The following is a 26,121-nucleotide window of genomic DNA, read 5'->3' on the forward strand; positions in this document are numbered from 1 at the left end:
CGATGCCGTTTATGCGGTAGGTCTGCTCCCCGATGACCAGTGTGTCTCCGTCAATCACTCTCACCTGGGCCGATGTGGCGGTGCTGAGCCCAACAAATGCGATCCAAATAGCTAACCAGAAACCGACGCTGCTCATTGAAAACCCAAATTTACCCTATGTTAAGAGTTTGATCCAAAACTCGGAGACGCCCCGGATTTGAAGGTAGCTCACAATGGACCTAAATCGCTTTGAAACCAATCAGGAGAGAGAGCTGAAAGCAAGAATGCAAATTCTAGAAGAGGCGCTGGCGGAGTATGTTCAGCGTTATGGATGGACTGTGAAGTCTAGAAAGGTCTTCTTGGGTGGCAGAATCGTAAGGAACTGCGGCAGCAAAGTGTACACAAAACTGAATTGAGCAAATGTAGAATTCATCAGCCCCACTTGAGTGGTCTAATTTGATAGTTAGTGCGTGACCGGCCTCTGGTCCCTCTGGACGATGGTTTCGGGGCCGTTGGACGGTAGCCCAGCGCAATATGTGGGCGTTTGGTGTTTTTGTCTTTGCTCCATCCTTCAATCAGGATTTGGGCTTCTCTCAGGTTGTTGAAGATTTTGCGATTCAGGAACTCATCCCTAACCGGGTATTGTAGCTTTCGTAACATCCGTTCCCCCAAGAGTGATCCGGGTTCGATGTCAGCCGTCTTTGCACTGACGGCTTTGATTCAGTACCCCAAGGTTTGAGCCGCGAACTTCAGACTATTGTCTGACCATATGTACGACAGCACGCCTCACAGGATGAACAGATCACTCAGCGCATCGATGACGTTTCCCGAGTTCAGCTTGCGATCCACACGGATTACCAGGCATTCTCAGCTGTATTCGTCGACAATTGTTAGCGTGCGGAACGCCATCCCAGCATTTGTGCGACATAAGGCGAAATCGTACGATCAAACATGGTTGCGGCGCTCTGGCCGAAACGGGTTTCACGAGCCATCATTCAACCAAAGCTGCCCTTGGCTAGGTTACTTCATTGGCATTTTCAGGCCCTCCTCACAATCCAAGGAGAGCTTTGCCCCAGCCAGCTTCCTTAGTTTGGCTGAAAAGTTGGCCAGCTTTCGTCTGGCATAACTACTCCAAGACCTCGCCCTCCTCGACCAACCTGGCGCGCGCCTCGACGAGCGTCCTTGCTCTTTCGAACTCAGGTGTCCCACGCGTGAGAAAATGCTGAAGATAATCCAGCATCAACTCCTTCTCCTCATCCAACCATTTCTGCTCGGACCGCATGCGATCGATCAACTCAGCACTCTGACTTTCTGGAATGCCCCAACTGAACTGGTCCACCGCTATGTTTAGGAAACGGAGGACCAAGAATGGCGAACAAGAGACACAAGCCAGAGGAAATAGTTCAGAAGCTGCGGCAGGTTGATGTGCTTGTCGGTCAAGGGATGATGCGCGCGGATGCGATCCGCGAAGTTCGCATAACCGAGCAGACCTATTATCGTTGGCGCAAGCAATATGGTGGGATGGGAACCGACCAACTGAAGGAGCTAAAACGGCTCAAGAAGGAGAACGAACGGTTGCGTAAGGCCGTGTCGGACCTAACCTTGGACAAATTGATCCTGAAGGAGGCAGCTCGGGGAAACTTCTGAGCCCCGCCCGCCGGCGAGCCTGCATCGACCTTATCCGCAGCGAGATGAAGGTGTCAGAACGCCGGATCTGTCGGTTGTTGGGGCAGCATCGATCAACACAACGATATCAGCCACAGGGTCGAGAAGATGAAGAGCAGCTTGTGGAAGACATGATCGAACTGGCTAGGGAGTATGGCGGCTACGGCTATCGCCGTGTTGCTGCCCTACTGCAAGATGCAGGTTGGCAAGTCAGCACCGGTCGGGTCGAACGGCTGTGGAAGCGGGAGGGGCTGAAGGTGCCATCGAAACAACCGAAGAAAGGGCGGCTTTGGCTCAATGACGGATCATGCATCCGGCTCAGGTCAGAGCATCGCAACCACGTATGGAGCTACGACTTCGTCCACTGCCGCACTGACGATGGCAAGGCGTTCCGGACATTGAACATCCTAGATGAGTTCAGCCGTGAATGCCTGGCGATCCGGGTAAAGCGAAAGCTGAACTCGACCGATGTGATCGATGCTCTGACCGACCTGTTTATCCTGCGCGGGTCACCTGCATATGTGCGAAGCGACAATGGCCCAGAGTTCATCGCTCAGGCAGTTCGCGACTGGATCACCGCAGTTGGCGCCAAGACGGCGTACATCGAGCCGGGAAGCCCATGGGAGAACGGTTATGTAGAGAGCTTCAACGCACGTTTCCGAGACGAACTGCTGACCCGGGAGATCTTCTACTCGCTAAGAGAAGCCCAGATCATCATCGAAGAATGGAGAAAACACTACAACACCAAGCGGCCCCACAGTGCCCTAGGATACCGACCGCCGGCACCCGAAACCATCGTCCAGATGGACCAAAGGCCAGTCATGCACTAACAATGAACCTGGACCAGTCAGATCAGGCTAGCCAGAGCCGCCTTCCCTCCCGCGAAGATAGCCATTGGATATTCTCAAATACTGGACGCGCACCGATAAGCGATATGACCCTGACCAAAGCGCTCCGTGACAACAGAGTCCCAAGCGACACCCCAGGTCGTACAGCAACGGCCCATGGCTTCAGGTCCAGCTTTCGAGATTGGGCGTCAGAACACCAAGTCCCGCGCGACGTGGCAGAACGAGCCCTCGCTCACACGATCGCAAATGCAACGGAAGCCGCCTATCATCGCACTGATCTATTGGAACAACGGCGCCAAGTTATGCAAAAATGGGCGGATTACGTAATACCAAGACGCTCAAAGAACGCGGAGTCTGGCGGAGCGTCGTCGAGTTAAGCTTCTGTAACTCAAACGGCCTTTACATAACCTGCTGAAAGCATGAGATACAACTATCTAGCCTCATCGAAACTTTATGACCGAATAAGCCTTCCAACGACAACCTTTCTATCTATTACAACCTCGGCCCGACAATCATCAATCATTCGCACCAGGTATCCTTGGGCGAAAATATATTCACCCAAGGTCACAGTTACTAGACGACCTTCTAGAGATCCGTGAGTGGGAGACATTGTAACCTCATAGAAATTGCACTGTAAACTCATAGGAATTGCACTATCGCAATTGTACATCAGTGAAGCGTGGCCATGTAAGCAAACTTACGGCGCACATCAGGTATCATTCGATACACAAACACATCGCAGCTTAACGCGGGTCAGAGATGCCCTCACGTTGGAGAGATCAGGAAGATGAGCAAGGCACCCGACAGCGATAATCTTGGCCCCGGCCAAACAATCAAATGCGTCAAAAAGCTAAACTTTAGATACAAATGCTTACCCAACAAGAACCCACCACCCCCAATGCACATTTGGTTCGCCATGCGGTTCGTGTTTGGTGCAACATTAAGGCAAAATTGATGAAAAAGATGGATCGCGCAACCAATGTCGAGTAATATCTCAGTTCTTCTCGCAGACGATCACTATTTGATAACAGATATCCTCTCTGCCTTCCTCGAAGCTGAGTCTAACATATCCGTTGATGCAGCTCACACCCTTGAGGAAGCAAAAGAAAAGTTGCGAGCAGGCAAGCACGACATTGCCCTGATAGACTACAGAATGCCTGGCGTGACAGACACGAGCTTTGTAGGAGAACTTGCAAAAGAATCCCCCAATACGAAAATATTGGTCTTCTCTGGCGCCATACCGGATTGGCTCGCGATGCAAATCGTTGAAGCTGGCGCGAGCGGATACATCCCCAAATCCATGTCAGCCCAATCAATCGTAAACATCATATGCCTCGTAAAATCGGGCCAGAGCTTTATCCCCGCCTCTCTGATGCAATTTGCTAATAAGAAACAAAGAAGCGTGGAGAGCTTGAGCACGCTCGAGTACCAAATCACGAAAATGATAGCGACCGGTGCAGTCAACAAGGAAATCGCACGAGAGCTCAACTTGTCAGACACGACAGTCAAGATGCATGTGCGCAGTATTTTTTCCAAGCTCGATGTAAGAAACCGTACAGAAGCAGCCATCAAAGCTCGGCATTTCGGGATTCCAGAGTGAAAAAATTTATGTCGACTGGTTTGTGGCGCTGACTTTTTTCTTTCTCTGAGCTACCCCCTGAAATTCGGACACTGACGTAAGCTACGATTTGTTGTCTGCTGATCTTCGACGAAGAGGAGATTAGAGATGTCGCAACGGAAGCAACATGCGCCTGAGTTCAAGGCGAAGGTGGCGCTTGAGGCGCTGAAGGGTGAGCAGACGGTGGCCGAACTTGCGAGCCGGTTCGGGGTTGACCTGAGCCCCAAGTTTCCTCCAACCTTCGGAGAGTCCTTGGTTTTGGTTTGATGGCGTTACGCGGCCAGTTTGTCCATGTTCATTTTCTCTGCAAATTCCGTCGGTGTCAGGTTGCCCAACGCAGAATGTGGTCTTTGATAGTGGTAATACTCCTGCCATGCTTCCAGCGTTTCATGGGCCTCGGCCAGTGAACTGAAAAGCGTTTCATTCAGACATTCGTCACGCAGCTTGCCATTGAAGCTTTCGATGAATGCGTTTTGGGTTGGTTTTCCCGGCGCGATGTAATGCCAGTCGATCCCGTTGTCTTGAACCCACCGCAGGATGGCCATGCTGGTGAACTCGGTGCCGTTGTCGGAAACGATTGTTCCGGGCGTCCCGCGTTCGGAAATGATCCGATCTAGCTCTCGCGTGACCCGCAAGCCTGACAGCGATGTATCGGCGACCAGCGCCAGGTTCTCTCTCGTGTGGTCATCCACCACGGCCAGGATGCGAAAGCGGCGGCCATCCGTCAGCGCGTCAGATACGAAGTCAAGCGACCACCTTTGGTTCGGTCCATCCGGCACAACCATCGGCCTTCTGGTGCCCAGAGCTCGCTTCCGTCCGCCCCTCCGACGCACCTGCAGCCTCTCTTCGCGATAGATCCGCCGGAACTTCTTGTGGTTCACTTGCCAGCCCTGCCGTTCCAACATCACCTGCAGCCGTCGATAACCAAACCGGCGACGCTCTTTGGCGACAGCCTTCATGGCATCTCGCAGCGCCGTGTCATCGTCCCGACGAGCCTGTGGGGTTCTTCGGTTTGATCGCTCCACCTACCACTACAAGTCCCGGCGCACCGATCCGGCAGCATTGAAGAAGCGCATAAAGGAGATCTGTGAAACGCGTGTGCGCTATGGCTATCGCCGGGTGCACTACGTGCTGTGTCGTGAAGGCTGGGAGGTGAACGTGAAGAAAGTCTATCGCATTTACAGGGAGATGGGCCTGCAGCTGCGCAACAAGACACCCAAGCGCCGGGTAAAGGCGAAACTGCGTGAGGACCGTAGCGATGCCGTCAGGCCGAACGATGTGTGGGCCATGGACTTCGTGCATGACCAGCTTGCCACCGGCCGCAAACTACGGGTGCTGACAGTCGTCGATACCTTCTCGAGGGTCGCCCCAGTCATCGATCCGAAATTCAGCTATCGCGGCGAAGATGTGGTCGCGACACTGGATCGTGTGTGCCGTCGGACCGGTTACCCCAAGACGATACGAGTCGACAACGGCAGCGAGTTTATCTCGCGCGACATGGATCTCTGGGCCTATCAGCGCGGTGTGATCCTGGACTTCTCACGGCCGGGCAAACCGACCGACAACGCCTTCATCGAGGCGTTTAACTCCAAGTTCCGGGCGGAGTGTCTGAATGCTCACTGGTTCCTGTCGCTGTCGGATGCTTGCGAAAAGATGGAGGAATGGCGTAGATACTACAACGAGGAGAGACCACACAGCGCCATCGGGAACATCCCACCGGCAATGCTGGCAAACTCACATGGCGACACCAGCCCGCCATGCTGAGAAAAGGCGGGAAACTCTAGCCCTGGGTGGCGGAAGGTTGGGTACCAGAGCAAAGTCGGGCGGACTCTACACAAAACTGGAGGAGATTCAGGGGCTCAGGTCATAAAGCTCCACGGTCCCCAGCGTTGCGAAAATTTTTTGCATAGTGTCGGATATAGAGCGCCGGACCAGAAAGCTACGACAGTCTAGCTTGAATGAATTTCGATATCACAGAATATTCACGTGGGCGCCTTTTCTGACAGTTCCTGAGCTTGCCTGTCTGCGCTGCCATTCAATATTATTCTCAAGCGCAAGAACCACAGCCAGGTCAAGTTTACTAATTCTGAGCGGCAACTTCAAAGATACGTCGCAGACTGACAGTCGTGACAGCGAGAAATCGTCTCGGCCCAAAATACTCGAGGTAAGAATAATGGCTAGATGAGGGTGCCTCTCACGAATATCTGCCAAGTCATCAAGAGCATCCTCAAGTTCACAATCGTCTAAATCGACCATGACCAAAACGAGGTCCTTGCGGAATTCAAGGAATGGCTTCAAGTTTTGTTGGTCAAGGACAATGACATCTGACCCCTGCGCTCGTGACCAACCAATGAAGTCGGAAAACCCACGTATATTACTTGCTACAAGAGCCACAGGCGCACCATTCAACAAGCCACTATCGAAACTGCTTGGGTACGCCTTGAGCGTCGACCCGCCAATGATCGTATTCAAGTTCACGGGGGATCTTGTGGTCTTTGCACCGGACTTGGCACCTTCAGAAATTCGAGATGCATTCTTTCATAGTAACCGCTTTATGCTCTGCATATTTCTTCCCCTTTGGAGTCAAGTTTACCGCATAGAATGCCCCCTAGACGACTGATCCTTGGGTTTTCGAATGCATCCTTCGATCACCGAAGTGATAATAAGTTCTCGTGGCCCGCCAAAAGGATTTAGATCATCTATATTCGGTTGGTAAGACGCCGATCCGCGCATGGTGCACTGGATTTTTTCCGCTCGTGGAAATACTCGAAGCGAGTATCTAACCGCGTGATTTAGGAAGGCGAGTATGGCAGGACTCATTTACGAAGCGATACCCGACAATGGATCGACACGGGTCCGCGGCACCAGCACAAATACTGGAGTTACGCTCGTCTGGCCCAACCGCGCTGTCTTCACTGACAGGATCAAGGGGGAACTCGCCGAACGCGCCGGCACTTTCATCCACTCTGGAACTTCGAACCAAACGATAAAGCTTTCCTGTGATTGGGTTATTAACAGGCTGGCAGATACAGATGAATACGCCAACAGTCTCGCCGCGCTCTCGGACGCCGCTGGCGACACAGTTCGCATCTTCAACCACCCGAATGCGATTGCTGCGTCGCGACGTGATATCAGCTCAAAGCTGCTACTCGGCATCCCAAACCTGGTCGTGCCTAAATGTGTCCGCTTCGTGCCGGCCAAGCTCAACGACTTCCGACAAGTGTTGTCCGAAAACAGCATGCGCTACCCGGTGCTGGTCCGACCTGCAAGATCACAATCTGGCACAGGCCTCCATAAAATCGCATCAGACTCCGAGATGCGCGCTTACATGGCGGTAAGAGAATTGGGTATCGCCTACTACATCACCGAATATGTCGATTGCCGCCGGAAGAATGCCCCGAAACCCTACTCGAAGGTCCGCCTTGCTATTGTCGGCGACGAGATCTTCTTCAGGGGGTTTGGCGAGAGTGACTATTGGAACATCAACCGAGCTTTCGGTAATGAGCCAAGTGACCAAGATGTGAAAAAGTTTCTATTCCTTGAACAGAAATTCGAAGAGATGACAGGCCTACAGGCTCTTGGCAAGGAGATCGCCTCACGAGGGGGTCTTGATTTCTGGGGTGTAGACCTGGGTTACCTCGGCAATGGAAAATACGTCTTATTCGAAGCGAATGCCGCAATGTCCATTCTTAAGCCTCAAGGTTTGCAACCCAATCAGCAGAAAGCAGTGCTGCCCCTCATTACACGCATCGAGGACGCACTGCGCGCGCACATGGAAAACCCAGATAGATGGGTAAACCCGTTCGGCACCGTGACACCGGTAACGATTGGTCGCCAGCACAGGGCTGACACCGTAAAGGCCTCTTGATGGGAAGCAGGTAGCAATTGAGCTACTACCATAGCTGGACAGCCAATCACGTAAACTGATGCGCCTTTCATGCATATAAAAACGCACATTTTCAAAGGTTATGTCTTTGGCGCGATCCAGCCGAGCCTTCTTTTGCGCTTTCCTGCGAATCATGGCCCGTCGTCAAGGCTCTGCGCTGCCATGGATGTCGTTGGCGAGTCACTTGGCATCGATGCCGGCCCTGACCAGTTCCACCCGACCGAAACGGGTTTTGACAAACTGTCCGGACCAGCATGCATTGTTGCAATGCTTGATATGTTTCAACAGCATTGCGGCGATCAGCGCCTGACCCCAATCCGTGTTTTCCCAGTGAGCGACAGTGTTTCATTTGTCTACCCGTCTCTAGTGCCGGACGTGGCTCGCGCGAACCTAACGGTGCTTGCAAAGATGCTTGAGGGCGCGCGCGCTTCGCTCAGCAAAGACAGCGTGAACGCACATGCAATGGCGATGAAGATAAAGGCGCGCCCTTTCTTGCCCTCGGGCACCAACGCAATAAGCTTCATCGCCGCCGCGGCCAAATATCGAATTCCCTTCAAACAGCTCGAAAGACGATACATTGCGTTTGGCTATGGGAAGGATACGAGCATCTTCAATAGCTCCATCACGGACCGTGATAGCGCCGTCGGCATTGGGATCGCTGGAAGCAAATTTGTAAGCCACCGCCTTCTTAAGCTCTCGGGATTTCCCGTCGCCGAGCAGCTTCCCGTCACTTCCGTAGAAAACGCGATTGCGAGCGCCCAGTCTATTGGATACCCGGTCGTGCTAAAGCCCGAGAATGAGGAAGGGGGACGTGGAGTCTGCCCAAACATCCTGAGCGAAGAAGAGCTCGTTTTCACCTATAATAGATTGCAACCCGTCTATCCGAAGCTCTTACTCGAAAAACATATTCGCGGAGATGGTTACAGAGTATACGTTCTAGGCAACGAGATTGTACGCGTTCGGCGGCTCCAAGCCGCGCATATCATCGGTGACGGTCTGCGTGATGTCAAAACCCTGATCGACGCCGAAAACGCTTCCCCATCACGGCATGCAATCAATGCTTCGATGAAGCCGATCAAGGTCGATCAGGAGTTGAGCGACATGATCGCAAAGCAAGGACACACCCTAACGAGTGTCCCTGTCGCAGATGAGAAAGTAGTGCTCGCAGCAACGACCAACCTGAGCCGTGGAGGCAGTTCTACTGATTTCATTGATGAACTGCATGTCTCAAACAAGAGGGCGTGCATCGAGATCGCTAAAACTTTCGGCCTCTACTGCTGTGGTATTGACTTGATTTCCAATGACGCCTCGCGACCTTTGAGGGAGAACGGTGGCGTCGTCTGCGAAGTGAATGCGCAGCCCCAGATTGGGTCAGTGGGACGCGTCAGGATGCACGAAGACATGATCTTGACCGCTGTCAGGAGTTGTCCACCGATCGACCTCCGTGTCCACAGCCGCCCCGTTGGGATCAACCATAGCATCTTCAACAAAGCAGCAAATCGTCTTCGCATTGATATCGACGTCAAAACGCTCCTCACCCACGGTTGCCCTGTGCAATATTTTGACAGCCTAGAGATAGTCGGAGGGGTGAGCGAAGAGGATCGTATGCATCTAGAGGCATTGCTAGAAAGCGTTCGACCGGACCTATCCCCCGCCTAGGCTGAAAGGCCATTATTAAGCGTTTCCTGCACCAAACAGTCCAGCGCCTCGACGAGATTGATCTTGGCGCGGTCAGCATATTCACAGGCACCACCCCAAATTTCCAGCTCAGATGACGGAGAAATCGACGGTGTGAGATCGCTATCGATGAGGGAATACCGCTGCGCCATCAACATCAGCTCAGTATCGCTGAAAACATATCCGTTATTGCGTGCCTGGTCCGCCATCGCGGTCCAATGGTAACCTTCGGTCGGATTGCGCCGTCCTCCCAATGCAAAGCCGGAACTCCCTAACAGCGCCTTTCGAACAATCTGTTCCGAGCTTCTAACGGGCACATGTTGGAGATAGAATGGCAAGATAGGTATCTGCCCAAGCGGGCACTCGGCGGAGATGTCGTGGTTGCCGGTGGAAATCCGACAGGTTTCACCGACTGTCCTTCCAAAAACGACTTTATAATATTGGCGCACTTCCCGACTGCGTGCACGAAAGCGCTCGTGCCATGAACCGCCTTCAGAGCAATCGGAGAGGGGGAGCGGACAAAATGTCTTCCGGGGAACCCTTGCGGCACCCGCGTGGCCAATATACGCCTCGAGACACGCGATGAAATTTGCTCGTTCGACGCACAGGAATTCGTCCGCGTCCAGCGGCATAATATAGTCGAAACGACCAGACGCTGCTATCAAACGTGAAGCAGCTGTCGTAAAATCCGCCTGCCGATAGGACGGATCCCGCAGATGTCTCACGCTAAGCGACACGCCTTCAGCCTGAAGCCTGCTTAGAATTTCCAGCGTTGAGTCACTACTGAAGTGGTTCAGGAAATAGATATGATCGAAGATCTGGCTATTGTGCCGTACGAACTGTTCGACAATATCACATTCGTTCCTGATCATGCAGAGCGCTGCAAGTCTCGTCACTTTACTCGCCCCCTACTGGTTTAGCGAAAATAGATTTCGTGATCGGGCAGAGATTCATAGCAATTCCCCCTGCCCGATCATCTGAGCACATCTCCGTTACTTCTCGCTGAGAAGGCGATAGAGCGTCACAGTGTCCGGTACGCCAGTTTCTTTAATGCCCGCAGCTTTCTGAAAATCAGCAACAGCCTTCGAGGACTTCGGCCCAAATGCGCCATCCACATCATCCTTTGTGAGATACCCGCGGCTTGCCAGCAACGCTTGTACGCTCATGACCGTTTCCCGGCGCAGGGCGACCTGATGCGTTGCAGACTTCACCACCTCAAACGACCCTTTCTCCGCAGAATGATAGGGTTCAAAATGCGTTATAAGAGAGTCCATGACGCTTTGAACCTGTGCCTCCGCCTGTGTTCGGCAAATCGCAGCAACTAGGCGCGAGAATTGTTCGGTGTTTTGAAATGGTAGGTGATCAAAAACGCCATTCTGGGTTTTGTTGGCGTAAGTGACATAGCCACCAACCCAGTTCGAAAGTTCAAGTTGCTTGGTCTTGTTTTCCGGGAAATCCTCGTTGAGAAACGAGCATTTCTGTGCGCCGATACCTCGAATGACAAATTGACCATCTTGGTTGCCAGCATTTGCAGCCTGACTCGCCATACCCAGCGCAATGCTCAAAGTAGTAGCGAGAACTGTTTTCGTCGTCATAGTTCTACCTTTCGTAAGAAAAAGCACAGGCAACATAAGCTGCCTGTGCCAGTTGGCTCCGATCTCCCAGTAAAAAGGGGGGTGGGACGAGCTGATCGAAGCGTTCTCTTGAGTTAGCGGCGTTTGATCACGCTGCTTGCGACGTTGCCCGTTGCGGTGGCCGAGATGGTGTTACCCACGACGCCAGCAGTCGTACCAACAACCGCACCGCTGGTCCCGGCGCCGATCTGCGCATTGCGCACGACCGCCGTAACCATTGCCGTGGTGAACTGCTCGTTGGTCAGAGCGACATTGTTTGCCGATGCACCATCATAGCCGGTCACAGTCACAGTGTTGTATGCGGTGTTGGCAGTGGCCGAAGCCATGACAACGTTGCCACCAACAGACACTTGGCTCGCGTTCAGAGCGTCATACTCACCCAGAGCGCTGTTGAGCGCCGCACCAATGGTGGTGTTCTCTGCGGTTGCAGAAATCGCGCCATCATTGACCTGGTAGCTCGCCAGAAGGAGATCACCCTGTGCGGTGTAGCCGCTTTCACCCTGTGCAATCGCATCCGAATCGTTGAATGCAAGCACAGTGCCGGAAGCGTTGAGCGCGTTGGTGGCAATGTTGCCCCGTGCGGTCGCTGCGACACGGTTTGCATCAATCTCGATCGAGGATGCATCAGCCGCATAGATCGGGTCGGTTGCCGGCTCAGAGCCGTTCAGCGCAACACCGATATCCGCAGAAGCATTCGCCGAGACGTCTGCTTCACTCACCTGGTGGTTCAACACAGCACCGGTCAGGCCCATCACCGCGTCTGCGGCGAGGGTCATGGTGTTGGTGTTGTTGTTGGCAAGTGCGGTTGCAGACACAGAGTTCCCGTTGAGAGCCACAGAGCCTTCAACAAGACCCGCAGTGCTACCTTCAAGCTCATCGAGGTTGTAGATGTTGGCATAGGCGTCGGCATCGATTGCCACCCCTTCACCGAAATCAAGAGCCTCTTGCTTCGCTACGAGAAGGTGATGCGCTTCGAGGGTGTTGCCGGCGTCGACAAAGTCGCCAGAGTCCTCGATTTCCGCATAGTCTTCATCCGGGTTGGTCGCGTTCACGGCATCAACGGTGAGAGTGTTCACACCTTCGTTGCCGATAGAAAGCGCCTGAGTGCTGTTCCCGGACAGGCTAACCGTCGAGCGGTTGGATTCGATCGGAGCAAAGATCTCCGCATCGGCCAACGTCGACACATAGGTTCCGTCATCGTCATCGTCATACACTTCCTGCTCAGAGAACAGAACGCTGGTGACAGGGAGGTTTCCACCGTCATCAACGTTGGTCGCCGAAACCGACAGATCATTGGTGACAACGTTGACTGCCGCAGTGGCCTTCAGAGTGTTGTCATCAACCGCGAGCGTGGAGTTGTTGAGGTCAGCGTAGCCCGCTTCGAGGCCAAACGATGCAAACACTTCCACGTCGAGATCGACTTCCTCCGATTCCTGCTCGTTGGTCAGCATATAGTCGCCTTCAACGTCGTCGATATCGTCCGCCGAACCGTCAACTGCTGCGAGATCATATTCCTGACCTTGCGCGAGGTTGACGCCAGCCACATCGATCGAGTTGGTTGCAACGTTTGCCTTCGCCGAACCGGACACGATGTTAGACGCGACTTCAAGCATGGAGTCGTTGATATCTTCGTCGATCGTCACGATCACACCGCCCGCGTTATGCGTTGCCGGTGTCGGGTCGGTTGCGGGCGAGACTACAGCTGCGAGGATTTGAACGGAGTCGTCACCGTCAAAACCATCACCGAGTGCCCCTTCAAAGTTCGGGCCATCAATCGTGACAAGGGTCATGTCGGTCTTGTCGAAGCTCGTACCGGCTTCCCAGGTCAGCGTCGTGCTGTTGGTCACCGTGAGACCTGCAGCAGTGTAGAACGACTGCTCAGCGGTTGTCATGGGTGTGGCCATCGTGAACACAATGTCACTGGTCATGTCGTTGGTGTAGACATTGCCAACATTGGACCATTCGACATTCGCGATCGTATTCGACTGGTTGCTCGAAGAAGTCGCGGGCGATCCTTCCGAACCTTCCGTGCCGGCAAGACCGATGCGCACGGTGAGATCGGAGTCGATAACGTCGCTGTCGTTGCGAACACCAACAGTCGTCTGGATATCGGTCGCCGAAAGCTCAACACCAGACGCCTGATTGTTGCCGATCACGGCCGCGCTCAGGAGGTTGTTGTTGGACTCGATCGTGGACCCTTGGATATCTTCGTCAACCCAGGTGCTGACCAGTGCCGAGGTATCATCGTCACCGTCAAGGCCACGCAGGCTTGCCAGCATCGACGTATTGTCAAGGTCCTGCTCGCTGATCGCAACGAAGGATGCTTCGACAGCGTGGTCGTCATGAACTTCGTTATAAGCGTACTGCACACCGGTATCGATGACAACGGCATCAACTGCGGCAGTCAGGGTCGTGGCCTGGTTACCAATGGCCTGGGTCTGAACCGCGTTGCCAGAGGTCGAGACGGAAGAATCCGTCAGATCCCAATCGATATAGGTATCGACGATTTCACGATCAGCCGGGGACGAGATCGTCGCGCGCATGTCAACGCTGTCGATGCTCTGGTAGTTCGTCGCAACAGCGATGTCGCTACCGTCAGCGCCACCATTACCGACAATGTTCGTCGCATCGAGATCGATCACCGATCCGTTTGCGGCACCAGTCGAGCTGTAGCCAGCGTCGGCATCGTTGCCATATGCGGCCGCAACAATTGCGTTGCCATCAAGCGAGACAGAGCTGTCGTCGACATCATCAAAGACATCGATAAAGACACCGGAGTCAGACACGACTGCATAATCTTCGCCGTCAGCAAGCGTCTGCTTGTTCGCGGCAACGATTGCAGCGGCCGAATCGTTCACGTTCTCGTTCGTGTCAGAACCGAAGGTCGCAACTTCGAAGTCATTCGCGCTTACGGCAACGCTATTTGCGTTGGACTGTGCAACGGAGATCGAGCGGATCATGTTGCCCGAGACATCGAGATCGCTACCGTCTAGGTCTTCGTCGATATACGCACCAATGCTCGCTTCGTCCACGACTGCGGCAGCAGCGAAGAAAGCAGTTTCCTGTTCGCTTGCAACGCCGACGCCACCGTACACAGTGTTGCCATCGACATCGATCTCGTTGCTCGCGGTTGCGATGGTCGCAACGGACTCGATCGCGTTGCCTGCAACGGAAAGATCGGAGTCTTCGATCGAGTATTCGTTGCCAAGGTCAAGACCCGCGAATGCCTGATTAACAGCGCTCACCGAAACAGCTTCAAACCCTTGTTGAGAATTCGCGATGATCATCTCGCCTGTGAGCTCAAGACCTTCAGTCGTGAGTGTATCTTCACCATCGATACCCACCGAAGCAGTATCAAAGTAGTCGAAGTCGACATCCGCGACAGTTGCTGCGCCGACAGAATTCGCATCGACTGCGATCGACTGGTCTGCGTTCATGAGGTTCGACGATGCTTTGATCGTGTTGCCCTCGACCGCTGCGCTCGAGAAGTTCAGGTCTTCGCGAACGTCGATTTCAACAGTTGTTCCGTTGAGACCGGCCGATGCGCCCGCATCGTAAACGCCTTGGCCGTTGGAGATTGCGATCGACGCATCAACATCCGCAGCGCCTTCACCCGTAGCAACCGACTGGTTCGCATCAAGCATCGTGGCGGTCGCAGTGACATCGTTATTCGAAACCGTAACCGAAGAGTTGTCGACGGACTCAAGGTCAGCGCGGATGGTCGAATCAAATGCAACAGCGGACACCTTGAGATCTTCTGCTGCCTGCATCGAGCCCATTGCGATATCGGCATCCGCAGTCAGTGCGTAGGTGTCATCAGGGTCGGCACCGTCGAAAAGGTCAAGCGAAGAGGTGAAATGGGTGATCGACGCATCTTCACCATCGCCGTTCACGGTCACGCCATCAGCGATCAGGGTCGTACCGTCAAAAGACGAACCGGTTGCAGAGGTAGTGATCGCGTTGTTGTTGACCGAAAGGGTCGCTGCGTCGAGGGTAAGATCCAAGGAGCCATCGATGATATCGAAACCGTCACCATCAGCAAAAGCCTCGATCGTTGCGCTTTCCGCAAGGGCAAGCACATCTGCATCTTCGCCAAGGACGGCGCCGTCCGTCATCGCGAAGAAGAAATCTTCGCCATCAAAAGCGCCGTCGCCCTCGTTGCGCTGAAGGTTCGAAAGCACAACGTCGTCATTGAACGACGGAAGCGTATCGACGTCAGCTGTCAGGCTACCATCGTTTCCCACCGCCGTTGCTGCAACAGTGTTCTCGTCGAGCTCAAATGCGCCCGAAACGGTGAGATCGTCGCCAGCGAACAGATCAAGATAGACCTCGAGGTCATCATCACCGGGCTGAACAGTTGCAGTGACTGTGCCGGTTGCCGCTTGGTTGTTGACATCCGACAGGCCAGCTGTCGCCGTCACGACCGGATTCGTAAGATCCCCAGTGATCGCCACTTGGTCGACCGAGGTGACTGATGTGCCCGCCTGGGCATATGCAGTCAGGCCCACGACCAGTGCCGCAGAACCTGCGCTGGCCAAAAGGGCATTTCTCTTCTTCATTGTTCGCATTTCCACTCCTAATTCTTAATGCTAATTTGGCAGCTCTAATGAGCTATATTTCTCCCGCAGCGCTCAGCTTTTTACTGAGCAAGACGAGAAAACTCTTTGGAGCAGCCCGCTTGCGCGGACTGCCAATTTTGTCATGACTTATTCGGCTTGCTCTCTTGGATCCGGCAGCTATCAGCCGAGACATTGGTGAGTCCTTCAAGCAAATCGACAACACCAAGCTCAATCGCGGTTCTAACGCCAAGTTGCAGCGGCTCCTGCTCCTTCGCACCGGTGTTGATGTCGATGAGATCCATTCCGAAGAACCGGAATACACCTGCGCCCACTTCATAGCCTGTAACCTGCTTTTGCAGGCTTACTGTTTCGACGACTTTAAGCGATTGAGAACCAACAAGACGGAGGTCCACGGCAACGTTCATCGTGTACGAGCGACGTTTGCCGCCAACATTGTTGACCGCGACCTCAGCACCACCAGACGTGATGTTATAGTTGAGCTCCGTAATGCCTCCAACAATGTAGTAGTCAGACTGAAGCACCGAGCCGCCATAATAGGGCTTCCAAGGCACCTCTTTCTTCTCACCTTCGGCACCTGCATCACCATCAACAGGATGCGTACGACCGTCACCAAGTTGTCGCTTCGAGCTGTAGTGGAGCTCGACATCCGCGATGCGAGTGTCAAAGCGCTCGTGGATCGTGAAAGCAGGCGAAAGCTTGCCCAGCGCAGAATATGCCATCAAGGCACCGCCTTGCGTGATTGCAAAGCCTTCGCCATCCGACTGTTTACCCGTGTAGTCACGGATATCTCCGACAGCGATGCCAAGCCCGGTGCGCCCGAGCTTCTTCTTGTAGCAGGAGAGAACTTCACCGCTCGGCGTCACGTTGCGCGACACCTCAGAACTTTTAAGGACAGGCTTCTGTCCCTCGGCAAACTCCACCTTCTCCAAACCGTTCGGCGCTGCACAGGCCGACACTATGGAAAGACCGGCGGCAAGGACAGGAACGAAGCGGACGCGTTTCGCAAGTCGATCAGCAACCATTAGTTTAGCACCCCCGTTGCTTCCACATCAACTTCGCCGGTGATCGCGCTACCTTCGAGATAACACGCCGTACTGCTGTCAACGGTGGCGTATTGATCTCCAGAGTTGTCTTGATCGTTGAGCATATCCTGGGCTGTATTTCCGACATCAACATCTGACACATCAGCACTCGACGAGGACCCATCAATCACAGCAGTGATCGCTCCATCATTCTCCTGATCGGAATCGATGCTTCCCGACGACCCTTCGCTGCCGATATCAGCAGTGCTGTCGTTGCCGGTAGAATCAGCATTCAAAGCAGTTTCTGGGCTAATGTCGGAAGAGCTGCCACCTTGGGTGTTCTCAGCAATATTGCCTGCTGCATCCGCAATATTGTTGCAATTCACTTGAGTGCCGATATTCGTCGTATTGTAAACAGTCGTATCGAAGCCATCGTAGTATCCACCACGCTTCTTCTCGATCATGTCCAACACAACAGCTTTATTCGCTTTGTCGGCAGTTGTTTCAAACTGCCAGGAACGGCTCTCACCGAGACCATTGGCCATAACAACGACCGGCGACAATGACGCCATCGCCATTGTCGCCAACCCCAGCTTCACCCAGAAGGCGAATTTCTGCGCTTTTCTTTTTGAATCACTCATCATCCCAACTTTCCAATCGTTTTGGGATCATAGCTATCACTGAGCCACACTCTTGTTGTCTTCACTAACGGGGGTTAAGGCATATCTTTTGATAGTTGCCTTTTCACTCTAGGCCTACGTCGATGTTTCTGGCGGCCTCGAAAGTATCGCGAACTCAACCAAGTAGCAGCGTCTACCCCATACCAATAACGACAGCGTGCAACTCCGTTTGATGTGACGCTCAGGGAAACGCATGCGCTTTTCTCACTACAAACACAGCCCGGGACCTGTCAAAATAGACGCAGTCATTCATTGAAATCAAAGATCGGCTCTACTGTGCACAGCTAGACCGAAGAAATCGTCTAGCCGACGAACCTGATCTTCAGTGACATCACCGAGATGCTCGATCTCAGAGCAATACTGTGTCGGAAGACCGTGTCTCAATAGGTGATCTGGGCTCGCCCGAAGCTCTATGCGTTTCAGTCCGCGATTGAAGATTGGCGCCTCCATCTCGGTGAATTCATTCGACACCAGGAGCCTTACCGGAGGGCAGCCCACTCCGAGCATATCGATTACCTGACCGTAAATTTCAGGGTGCGAAACCCCGAGCTGCGGCTTCGAATTGATCTCGCAGATCACCGCGCCGGTTTCATACCAAGGCTTCGCAGGGTCGACACAAAGGAAGTCAATTCCGGCCATCTGGAGCCCAACCGTTTCCGTCGCCTCTTTCAGCATCTTGAGGTTTTCATGATGAAAGTCGGCTCGTGCATCCCTCGCGGTGCCACCGTTGTTCACTCGCGCCAAGCTCGTTAGAGCAATGTTCAACCCATGCTCCGGCATGCTCTCGAGGCGAAGCCCCTGCCTTTCCAAGGTAGCATGAACATCTGCATCGATGACGAGTCTGTGTTTGGTGGAGTTCCTACCGCCGCGATCGCTCTCTGAATTCAGGGCCTCGATAAGCTGCGACACTGTATGCCTACCATCACCCACAATCATCGCGGGAATGCGCTCTGCGACACGCATGATGTTCCCATCAAATACGTTGATACGAAACAATTTACCGGGCACAAACGCCTCAAGGACCAAATCATTTCGCGTCTTTGAAAGCGCCTCGAAGGCGTTTTGCAGTTGCTCGCGGTTCGAAAGGTTTGCGACAACGCCATGCCCCTGCTCCGCTGTGGCCGGCTTCAGCACGAGCGGATATCCGATCGCCTCAGCTTGCACGATAACTTGTTCGCGAGTGCTCACCACTGCCTGCCTGGCGACAGGAAAGCCAGCAAGCCGAAGCAAACGGTTGGTCAATCTCTTGTTGTTTGCGATTTCGAACCCGATAACGGACTCCTTGTCTGTAACCGAGCTATTCAAGACCCGCGTACCACTTCCGTAGCCAAGCAGTATGAGCTGGGGCGAAAACTGGAAGTAAGGAATGTTTCGCTCCACGGCAGCCGCGATGAAGTTTCCGGCGTTCGTACCACCGGGAAGAAATGCGCGGGCTCGAGTTGCGCGCCTCGAACAGAACGCGTCCCAGTCTAACGTTTCATCATTTCCGCGGAGTTCGCTTGCGAAGGCAACAAGAGCTTCTATGTTCTCCCTAACCAACATGGGCGCTAGGCTAGGGACCGCCAAGCAAAAGAAAACTTCCTCCTCAACGGCCCATGGCTGCGTGCTACGAATGCTCGAGAACCTCTGATCTCCGCAGCTAGTGTTTAGTTGATCAAGCAGTAGGGTAAATCGACCCGCTGAAGTCTGTTGCAGCTCATCGTGATAGCCGGGATCTAGAGCGAACATACTCACATGCCTACTCGAAGTGCTGGAAACATGCTCGAATAGCCGATCTACGGCCAAAGAACCCTCACGCCATTTCTCATCAAATGCCACCAACAAACACGGCTGCGGGAACCCGTAAGCATAGCCACGAACCACTCGCGTCTTAATTTTCATCGACTTTTCTCGCTTACAATTACTCGCTCCGCTTAGGGTGAGAAGGAAAAGCTCGCAAACGTTCAAAAGGTTAAAAGCACTAACGTTTGATAGGCACGTATCTAACCAATCCTAAAAGCTATCGAATAATCACCGATCAATGGACTGATCAAACGCTGTTTAAGCGGCCAAAGTGAGCCTCCCCAACTGAACTGGTCCACCGCTAAGTTTAGGAAACGGAGGACCAAGAATGGCAAACAAGCGACCGAAGCCCGAAGAGATTGTCTCGAAGTTACGGCAGGTTGAGGTGCTGATGGGGCAAGGCATGCCCCGGCTCGATGCAATCAGACAGATCGGTGTTGTTGAACAGACCTATTACCGGTGGCGCAAGCAATACGGCGGAATGGGTGTAGATCAACTTAAGGAACTGAAGCGGCTCCAGAAGGAGAACGATCGGCTGAGACGAGCTGTGTCAGACCTGACGCTCGATAAGCTGATCCTGACGGAGGCTGCAAAGGGAAACTTTTGAGCCCCGCTCGCCGTCGCGCCTGCATCGAACACGTTCGCCGCCAGTTCAAAGTGTCTGAGCGCAGGGCCTGCCGCGTGCTGGGACAACATCGCTCCACACAGAGGCACATCCCGAGAGGCCGTGTCGATGAGGATCGGTTGGTTGCCGACATGATCGAGCTGGCCAGGCAGTATGGTCGATACGGCTATCGTCGGATTGCGGCCTTGCTCAGAGAGGCAGGGTGGTCGGTCAGCGATGGCCGTATCGAACGACTATGGCGACGAGAGGGGCTGAAGGTTCCGCAGAAACAACCGAAGAAGGGGCGGCTCTGGCTGAACGATGGATCATGCGTGCGGCTGCGGCCTGAGTATCAGAACCATGTCTGGTCTTATGACTTCGTTCACTGCCGGACAGATGATGGCAAGGCCTTCCGGACGCTGAACATCATTGATGAGCACAGCCGAGAATGTCCCCTCTCGGCGATTGCAGGCAATCGCCTGTCGGCAGCGGGACGATCAAGGTGAAGCGTAAACTGAACTCGACAGACGTGATTGACGCTTTGACCGATCTGTTCATCCTGCGTGGCCCTCCCGCCTTCATACGTTCCGACAATGGTCCCGAGTTTGTTGCACAAGCGGTTCGGGATTCGATCGCAGCCGTCGGCTCTCTAACAGCCTACATCGAACCGGGAAGCCCATGGGAGAACGGATATTGTGAAAGCTTCAATGGCCGGTTCCGGGACGAACTGCTCAACGGGGAGATCTTCTATACCCTGCGTGAAGCCCAGATCCTGATCGAAGAATGGCCCCTCTCGGTGACTTTCAGTCACCTGACGGTCAATGGGAAACACTACAACACAAAGAGACCACACAGTGCATTGGGCTATCGCCCACCAGCGCCGGAGGCCACTATCCCGATGGAACACAGGCCAATCATGCACTAACAATCAAATTGGACCAGTCAGATGAGGCTGCTCAATTGGCCGAGGCACCACAACGATTATCTTCGGATACATGGCAGTTTAAATCATTGAGGAATATGTGTCACTGTGTGCACAGTAACGTGTGCCGAACGCAAGTCAGAAACCACTTGAATGCTGGTCCTTTCGGCGCATTAGATCGCAGCCGATAGACATCTGGGGCATGACGAAGAAATGGAAACCTGGTGGGTGATCGGCAATGGTATGGACGCGGGAAAAACGACGATTGCGTCTACCCTCATTCAGCTCTTGGATGCCAGAAAATCCGCAATTGGCTTCAAACCACGCGCTCACTACCGTATCCACAAATACTTCGAAGACTTTTTCGCCTATTCATCCAATGAACGCTTGATGAATTGCGGCGATGGGTACCATCTTTCCACAAACTCCAGCCTTTCAAGCGTAGACGACATCGAGCTACTCGTTCCGTTTCAGATGATCAGTTCGATGAATTTCAAAGTGCCCTATCTCGTGCGATCCGGATCGGATCAGATTGCTCGTCGAACAATCCTCACATCCCCCTTTCTCCATGATTTCCTCAAGACCCCGTTGGATGCCAACACGGCCGATCCAATGGCCTTCCTGCAACATGCAGATACGAGAGATCAGGAGATTGGCTTCAAGTTTCCACGGTCCTACCGACAATCGCAGGATTGCATCGAGCAAAGCTTCGCGAAGCTACAGGAAAGACAGCCAGCGCACATTGTTATAGAAGGTGCAGGTCAATTTCTTCCCCTCTGGCGCAAAAATACTTTGGTCAATCACCTCGTGATTGTTGGGGGCTTCGAAGTCCAACTTTACCACAATATTGGCCTCGAGCTCCATTGGAAGCAACCAGAGCTGCCGCAGTATGGTCATCTGTTACCTCATCTCACCAAGCAACAACTGACGAAATCAGCGAGCATCCCGATAACAACACCCGACAGATATACTGCAGTCGCAAAATCAGTCTTGGAGGGCTTACTGTCGGACGTCACTTAGCGAAAGGCACTCGCTGAGCGCTTAAATTTGATCTGCTTCATTGGCATCATGACTCTACGACCATCCTGCATGCGATAGAGGGAAATGCTCGCAACTGTTCGCATAATCATTAATACAATTGGGTCCTCAACCTTCTCAGCAACACATCGAGTCACCGCAACTATGAACTCTTTTGAAAAGGTCTTTGAAAAATTGTGGCATCATCAAAGATCAAGTCCCAATCCGCCAGAGTTTCTACAGGTCAGAGCAGAATAGTGTCTGGCTGACCTGAGCCCCAAGTTTCCTCCACCTCGCGGAGAGTCCTTGGGGTTGGTTTGATGGCCTTACGCGGCCAGTTTGTCCATCGTTCTTTTCTCAGCGAATTCTCTGGGCGTCAGGTTTCCGAGCGCCGAGTGTGGTCTGTGGGTGTTATAGTCCTCCTTCCATTCTTCCAGCGTTGATCTGGCTTCGGCCAACGATCCGAAGAGCGTTTCGTTTAGGCATTCATCTCGCAGCTTGCCGTTGAAGCTCTCGATAAATGCGTTCTGGGTCGGCTTGCCTGGAGCGATATAGTGCCAGTCGATGCCGTTCTCCTGCAGCCATCGCAGGATGGCCATGCTGGTGAACTCGGTGCCGTTGTCCGAAACGATTGTTTCAGGCATCCCGCGTTCGGAAATGACCCGGTCGAGTTCTCGCGTGACCCGCAAGCCCGACAGCGATGTATCGGCGACCAGCGCCAGGTTTTCCCGCGTGTGGTCATCCACCACGGTCAGGATACGGAAGCGGCGACCATCGGTCAGCGCATCAGATACGAAATCGAGGCTCCAACGCTGGTTCGGGCTATCCGGCACAACCATCGGCCTTCGCGTGCCCAGAGCCCGCTTTCTACCGCCCTTGCAGCGCACTTGGAGCTTCTCTTCGCGATAGATCCGTCGGAACTTCTTGTGGTTCACTTGCCAGCCCTGCCGTTCCACCATCACATGCAGCCGCCGATAGCCGAACCGGCGACGTTCCTTGGCGACCGCCTTCATGGCATTGCGCAGCTCCGTGTCATCCGACCGGCGCGTTTGATACCGCACCGTCGAACGATCCACATTCAGCGCAGAACACGCCCGACGCTGGCTCACCTGATGAACTTCCATCAGATGAACCACCGCCTTCCGCTTGGCATCGGGCGTCACCACTTTTTTGAGTTCACATCCCGCAGCATCGCATTGTCGAGCATCTGTTCCGCCAGCAGCTTCTTCAGCTTCGCGTTCTCGGCTTCCAGTGCTCGGAGCTTCTTGGCATCGGAGGGCTCCATGCCGCCATACTTTGACTTGTATTTGTAGAAGGTGCCTTGGCTGATCCCGTAGCGCCTGCATACATCAGCAGTCTTCTCACCAGCTTCCTGTTCCTTGATCATCTGAATGATCTGTTCGTCGGTGAATCTCGTCTTCATTGGTCCGTCCTTTGGTTGGGCGGACTCTACACAAAGCTGGAGGGGTTTCTGGGGCTCAGGTCAGTTGGCAAGTTCTTTGAATTCTTCTCTCGTTACCGCCTTTGAGGAAATACCGAACTCTCAACTGTACCTTCAGCCTAAGAATACGATAGCGCGTGGCTGCCTAAGTAAGCTGGAGTTCATGCGAGGTGCGACTTGGTGGATTCGGGAGCGATCAAGCAATGAGCTCACTAAAGACCTAGCTGCGCACTCGCTTACCTAGCATACCGGCGGCATCGCGTTCTCCTATGGTTATCTCCAAAATACCGAGTGCCTCAGCCAATCCGCGCAAGCGAGGGAAAATCCGCCAAGCAAACCCATCGACTGAACCACATTCTACCCGCCTAGAGCTCGGCCCCAGCCAGCCTCCATGGTTTGGCTGCAAGGTTGGCCAGCTTTCGTCTGGCATAACTACTCCAAGACCTTGCCCTCCTCGACCAACCTGGCGCGCGCCTCGACGAGCGTCCTTGCTCTTTCGAACTCAGGTGTCCCACGCGTGAGCAAATGCTGAAGATAATCCAGCATCAACTCCTTCTCCTCATCCGACCATTTCTGCTCGGACCGCATGCGATCGATCAACTCAGCACTCTGACTTTCAGTCATCTTTGCGTAGTAGGTTTCCGTCACTTTCTCCGAAGAATGGCCAAGATTCTTGGACCAAGCCTTTCGCTCCTCCAGGGTCCGACACATCTTGTCGCCCAGCGCCTTCAAACAGTGGCGGGCGCTGTGCGGAGTATAGCTCTTACCGACAAGTTTGCTGGCTTCAGAAAATGCACGCGCAACCGCATCACTCGTCGCCATCGGCACAACCGGCACGTGATCAGCCCCGTCCTTCGGGCTTGGTCGAGCAAGATCATCCTTGGAGGGAAACAACGCATCTTCAGGGCCAAAACCAATTCTATCTAGTTCCAGCAACCAAGACCTGACAATGCCCTCAAAACGGTCCGTGCGCGGGAACCACTTGGCTGTATAGCTTTTGCCGTTTTTTGCACGCACCTCTCTGGCATCTTGGAAGACTGTCCGACTTTGCTCGTCCACGTGTTTCCGCCGCAAAGAAATCAGGGCATTCGCACGAAGGCCCGCGGTGAACGCCAATGCAACAATTGCGCGGTCGCGTCGTTGAATAAGCTGATGGGATGGCATGGCTTCTACCATGTTCCACGCTTCATCGATGGTAGGAAAGAGCTTGTCAGTTGTTTTTGAGACGGGCGCAGATACCTTGCGTGGCACTGCAAAATACCCAGGTAGGCTGGCATTGATGCGACGATAGCCCTGCTGATCCTTCAACCATTTTACGAACTCCCTCAAGGACGCCAAACGATGGCTGACGGACGACTTGCTCAGGCCGCCCTGTGCTCTTGGCAAAGCAAGCCGTTCAATCAGGTGCTGTTTGTAGCAAACGGCGTCATCTGACTTTAATTTGCCAAAGCACTTGCCCTGCAACAGCGCCTCAAATTCACGGATGGCTCTGAGATGCGCGTCAGTGGATTTCCCGTCGTACTTGGTGGCGTACTTCAACCACTCAAACAGAATACGATCGTTGAGCGAACACCAGTTCGAGACATCACCACCGTCAATTTTCACAACACCAGCCGGAATCCTTGTTTCAGTTTCGTCTCTTGGAACCAAGCTGGTGTTGTGTTTCTTGTGACTCAGGATGAAGTCGTGTTCTGTCTCACCCAGTAACTTTAACATGATGCCGGAACAGTCAGGACAAACCGAACGGGCCATCCATTTTGCGTCACTCGTTTTATCAATGGTTACTTTCCCGATCTCTGGGAAGACTGCAGCCTTGCACTTAACACACTTGAATTCGCCCGGCCTGAGTTGCTTATGCGTCCGCTCCAATCGCTCGACATGAAACCTCGCGAGTTCAGCGCCACGAAACAGTTGCGGCCCGGTTCCACCGGTCGCGCGTAAACCCGACCTCACCCAGTTCGTGATCGTGTTTCGATGAACGGAATACAACTCCTGAACCTGATCAACGGAATAGACCCAGTGCTTCTTGGGGCGAACGTTGCGATAAGAGCGGCTCATTTCGAAAGACCACTCTCATAGTCAACCAAATCCGAAAGACGCCAGCGGCTCGTTCCAGGAGAGAGCTGTACGGGCTTGGGAAAGGCACTACCCTGCTTCGCCCAGCGCCAAACGGTTTGTCTGGACACGGAAAACCGCTTCGCAACAGCAACATCGGACAAGAAGCGTTCCTGCTCAGCCGGATGCTCACTCGGCTCCAACAGCTTCGAAGTGCTCACCCTCTCCTGAGCGACAGGCGTCCCTACAGTTGCTTTGGGCCTGGTCGTCTCACTTGCGCCGGGCACGCCTTGTTCATGTGCCTCGAAAAGATCTCGCTGTTTTGAATTTTTTGATGCATTGGCCATGCCAAAAACCCTCAACTTGATTGGGGTTTCATGACACCTCTTGCATCTCGAAACGTATGGAACAGAGCTCTAGCGCCCTGCGTGACTGATCGTTACAGATCGGTAGCAAATGAACCAACCGATCGGCCTCAAGTCAATGTTAGAGTTTTACCGTTACGAAAATGTGGGGCTAGATGTGGGGCTAAAAAACTAGACGCAATAATAATCTTTAAAATACAATGCATTAAAGATCTTTATGGCGGAGACGAAGGGATTCGAACCCTCGATACCGTTTCCGGTATACTCCCTTAGCAGGGGAGCGCCTTCGACCACTCGGCCACGTCTCCGTCGACCCGTCTATCTTGAGGGCCAATCGGTGACAAGA

18 protein-coding genes, 1 tRNA gene and 3 pseudogenes are annotated in these 26,121 nt (G+C 53.5%); 9 read left to right on the top strand and 13 right to left on the bottom strand.

Features of this window, described 5'->3' with window-relative positions; translation table 11 throughout:
• Positions 1 to 411 precede the first annotated feature (411 nt).
• Entirely contained in the window at positions 412 to 699 is a 288-nt protein-coding gene (locus tag NNA36_RS19985; protein ID WP_369681669.1) for an integrase core domain-containing protein, read from the bottom strand.
• A 648-nt stretch (positions 700 to 1,347) separates the two neighbouring features.
• Between NNA36_RS19985 and NNA36_RS11860 the strand changes: the two genes are divergently transcribed.
• The 4 genes from NNA36_RS11860 (at position 1,348) to NNA36_RS11870 (ending at position 4,377) form a co-directional block, all read left to right on the top strand.
• Positions 1,348 to 2,474 (top strand): IS3 family transposase gene (locus tag NNA36_RS11860; protein ID WP_255107250.1). Its coding sequence is split into 2 segments (ribosomal slippage): positions 1,348 to 1,612 and positions 1,612 to 2,474, totalling 1,128 coding nucleotides; the frame shifts between segments, so codons are not numbered across the junction.
• Between the two features lie 2 nt (positions 2,475 to 2,476).
• Positions 2,477 to 2,869: a tyrosine-type recombinase/integrase gene (locus NNA36_RS19990; RefSeq protein ID WP_369681661.1), complete on the top strand. Its 393-nt coding sequence runs from the start codon at positions 2,477 to 2,479 to the stop codon at positions 2,867 to 2,869.
• Positions 2,870 to 3,471: 602 nt separating this feature from the next.
• Positions 3,472 to 4,092, top strand: coding sequence for a response regulator transcription factor (locus tag NNA36_RS11865; protein WP_255107251.1), 621 nt, complete (start codon positions 3,472 to 3,474; stop codon positions 4,090 to 4,092).
• A 126-nt stretch (positions 4,093 to 4,218) separates the two neighbouring features.
• Positions 4,219 to 4,377, top strand: a complete 159-nt coding sequence (locus NNA36_RS11870; RefSeq protein WP_255107871.1) for a hypothetical protein — start codon at positions 4,219 to 4,221, stop codon at positions 4,375 to 4,377.
• A 5-nt stretch (positions 4,378 to 4,382) separates the two neighbouring features.
• On the opposite strand, the pseudogene NNA36_RS11875 reads toward NNA36_RS11870, so the two are convergent.
• Positions 4,383 to 5,105, bottom strand: a pseudogene (locus tag NNA36_RS11875) (IS3 family transposase); the annotation flags it as partial.
• Here NNA36_RS11875 and NNA36_RS11880 point away from each other — a divergent pair.
• A pseudogene (locus tag NNA36_RS11880) lies at positions 5,092 to 5,874 on the top strand (IS3 family transposase); the annotation flags it as partial. The pseudogenes NNA36_RS11875 and NNA36_RS11880 sit on opposite strands and share 14 nt — an antisense overlap.
• Before the next feature lie 207 nt (positions 5,875 to 6,081).
• On the opposite strand, the gene NNA36_RS11885 reads toward NNA36_RS11880, so the two are convergent.
• A complete protein-coding gene (locus NNA36_RS11885) occupies positions 6,082 to 6,588 on the bottom strand; it encodes a hypothetical protein (RefSeq protein ID WP_255107252.1) in 507 nt (168 codons plus the stop codon).
• 328 nt (positions 6,589 to 6,916) lie between these two features.
• Here NNA36_RS11885 and NNA36_RS11890 point away from each other — a divergent pair, with 328 nt between their 5' ends.
• Both NNA36_RS11890 and NNA36_RS11895 read left to right on the top strand, forming a co-directional pair.
• Positions 6,917 to 7,978 (top strand): RimK family alpha-L-glutamate ligase, encoded by a 1,062-nt coding sequence (locus NNA36_RS11890; RefSeq protein ID WP_255107253.1) that lies wholly within the window; start codon positions 6,917 to 6,919, stop codon positions 7,976 to 7,978.
• A gap of 69 nt (positions 7,979 to 8,047) precedes the next feature.
• Positions 8,048 to 9,655, top strand: a complete 1,608-nt coding sequence (locus tag NNA36_RS11895) for a hypothetical protein (protein WP_255107254.1) — start codon at positions 8,048 to 8,050, stop codon at positions 9,653 to 9,655.
• Here the strand turns inward: NNA36_RS11895 and NNA36_RS11900 are convergent.
• The 6 genes from NNA36_RS11900 to NNA36_RS11925 form a co-directional block, all read right to left on the bottom strand.
• Positions 9,652 to 10,569 (bottom strand): glycosyltransferase family 2 protein, encoded by a 918-nt coding sequence (locus NNA36_RS11900; protein WP_255107255.1) that lies wholly within the window; start codon positions 10,567 to 10,569, stop codon positions 9,652 to 9,654. The genes NNA36_RS11895 and NNA36_RS11900 overlap by 4 nt on opposite strands.
• A 96-nt stretch (positions 10,570 to 10,665) precedes the next feature.
• Positions 10,666 to 11,268, bottom strand: a complete 603-nt coding sequence (locus tag NNA36_RS11905) for a peptidoglycan-binding protein (protein ID WP_255107256.1) — start codon at positions 11,266 to 11,268, stop codon at positions 10,666 to 10,668.
• Positions 11,269 to 11,381: 113 nt separating this feature from the next.
• Positions 11,382 to 15,866, bottom strand: coding sequence for a hypothetical protein (locus tag NNA36_RS11910; protein ID WP_255107258.1), 4,485 nt, complete (start codon positions 15,864 to 15,866; stop codon positions 11,382 to 11,384).
• A 140-nt stretch (positions 15,867 to 16,006) separates the two neighbouring features.
• Positions 16,007 to 16,909, bottom strand: a complete 903-nt coding sequence (locus tag NNA36_RS11915) for a CsgG/HfaB family protein (RefSeq protein ID WP_255107261.1) — start codon at positions 16,907 to 16,909, stop codon at positions 16,007 to 16,009.
• The gene (locus NNA36_RS11920) at positions 16,909 to 17,553 is read right to left on the bottom strand and encodes a hypothetical protein (RefSeq protein WP_255107263.1); all 645 of its coding nucleotides are present in this window, start codon (positions 17,551 to 17,553) and stop codon (positions 16,909 to 16,911) included. Before NNA36_RS11920 ends, NNA36_RS11915 begins: the two co-directional genes overlap by 1 nt.
• A gap of 294 nt (positions 17,554 to 17,847) precedes the next feature.
• The gene (locus NNA36_RS11925; RefSeq protein WP_255107265.1) at positions 17,848 to 19,470 is read right to left on the bottom strand and encodes an acetate--CoA ligase family protein; all 1,623 of its coding nucleotides are present in this window, start codon (positions 19,468 to 19,470) and stop codon (positions 17,848 to 17,850) included.
• Between the two features lie 229 nt (positions 19,471 to 19,699).
• On the opposite strand from NNA36_RS11925, the pseudogene NNA36_RS11930 reads away from it, so the two are divergent.
• Positions 19,700 to 20,900, top strand: a pseudogene (locus NNA36_RS11930) (IS3 family transposase).
• 210 nt (positions 20,901 to 21,110) lie between these two features.
• Complete coding sequence (locus NNA36_RS11935) at positions 21,111 to 21,917, top strand: hypothetical protein (RefSeq protein WP_255107267.1); 807 nt, start codon at positions 21,111 to 21,113, stop codon at positions 21,915 to 21,917.
• Between the two features lie 323 nt (positions 21,918 to 22,240).
• On the opposite strand, the gene NNA36_RS11940 is transcribed toward NNA36_RS11935, so the two are convergent.
• From NNA36_RS11940 to NNA36_RS11955, 4 genes are all read right to left on the bottom strand, one after another.
• A protein-coding gene (locus NNA36_RS11940) for an IS3 family transposase (RefSeq protein WP_255107269.1) occupies positions 22,241 to 23,337 on the bottom strand; the annotation gives its coding sequence in 2 pieces (ribosomal slippage) (positions 22,241 to 23,088 and positions 23,088 to 23,337; 1,098 coding nt in all).
• Positions 23,338 to 23,787: 450 nt separating this feature from the next.
• Entirely contained in the window at positions 23,788 to 25,413 is a 1,626-nt protein-coding gene (locus tag NNA36_RS11945; protein WP_255107270.1) for a tyrosine-type recombinase/integrase, read from the bottom strand.
• Complete coding sequence (locus tag NNA36_RS11950) at positions 25,410 to 25,757, bottom strand: AlpA family transcriptional regulator (RefSeq protein ID WP_255107272.1); 348 nt, start codon at positions 25,755 to 25,757, stop codon at positions 25,410 to 25,412. The genes NNA36_RS11945 and NNA36_RS11950 overlap by 4 nt, the downstream gene beginning before the upstream one ends.
• Before the next feature lie 236 nt (positions 25,758 to 25,993).
• Positions 25,994 to 26,083 (bottom strand) — tRNA-Ser (locus NNA36_RS11955).
• Positions 26,084 to 26,121: the final 38 nt, after the last annotated feature.

The sequence above is a fragment of the Shimia sp. CNT1-13L.2 genome, from assembly GCF_024331145.1.
Classification (GTDB): Bacteria; Pseudomonadota; Alphaproteobacteria; order Rhodobacterales; family Rhodobacteraceae; genus Shimia.

Excerpts from the sequence above, each read along its gene's own strand:
- NNA36_RS19990 (WP_369681661.1), top strand. The coding sequence starts at position 2,477 with ATGAACCTGGACCAGTCAGATCAGGCTAGCCAGAGCCGCCTTCCCTCC.
- NNA36_RS11910 (WP_255107258.1), bottom strand. The coding sequence starts at position 15,866 with ATGAAGAAGAGAAATGCCCTTTTGGCCAGCGCAGGTTCTGCGGCACTG.
- NNA36_RS11870 (WP_255107871.1), top strand. The coding sequence starts at position 4,219 with ATGTCGCAACGGAAGCAACATGCGCCTGAGTTCAAGGCGAAGGTGGCG.
- NNA36_RS11865 (WP_255107251.1), top strand. The coding sequence starts at position 3,472 with ATGTCGAGTAATATCTCAGTTCTTCTCGCAGACGATCACTATTTGATA.
- NNA36_RS11915 (WP_255107261.1), bottom strand. The coding sequence starts at position 16,909 with ATGGTTGCTGATCGACTTGCGAAACGCGTCCGCTTCGTTCCTGTCCTT.
- NNA36_RS11935 (WP_255107267.1), top strand. The coding sequence starts at position 21,111 with ATGGAAACCTGGTGGGTGATCGGCAATGGTATGGACGCGGGAAAAACG.
- NNA36_RS11905 (WP_255107256.1), bottom strand. The coding sequence starts at position 11,268 with ATGACGACGAAAACAGTTCTCGCTACTACTTTGAGCATTGCGCTGGGT.
- NNA36_RS11920 (WP_255107263.1), bottom strand. The coding sequence starts at position 17,553 with ATGATGAGTGATTCAAAAAGAAAAGCGCAGAAATTCGCCTTCTGGGTG.
- NNA36_RS11895 (WP_255107254.1), top strand. The coding sequence starts at position 8,048 with ATGCATATAAAAACGCACATTTTCAAAGGTTATGTCTTTGGCGCGATC.
- NNA36_RS11950 (WP_255107272.1), bottom strand. The coding sequence starts at position 25,757 with ATGGCCAATGCATCAAAAAATTCAAAACAGCGAGATCTTTTCGAGGCA.
- NNA36_RS11925 (WP_255107265.1), bottom strand. The coding sequence starts at position 19,470 with ATGAAAATTAAGACGCGAGTGGTTCGTGGCTATGCTTACGGGTTCCCG.
- NNA36_RS11945 (WP_255107270.1), bottom strand. The coding sequence starts at position 25,413 with ATGAGCCGCTCTTATCGCAACGTTCGCCCCAAGAAGCACTGGGTCTAT.
- NNA36_RS11890 (WP_255107253.1), top strand. The coding sequence starts at position 6,917 with ATGGCAGGACTCATTTACGAAGCGATACCCGACAATGGATCGACACGG.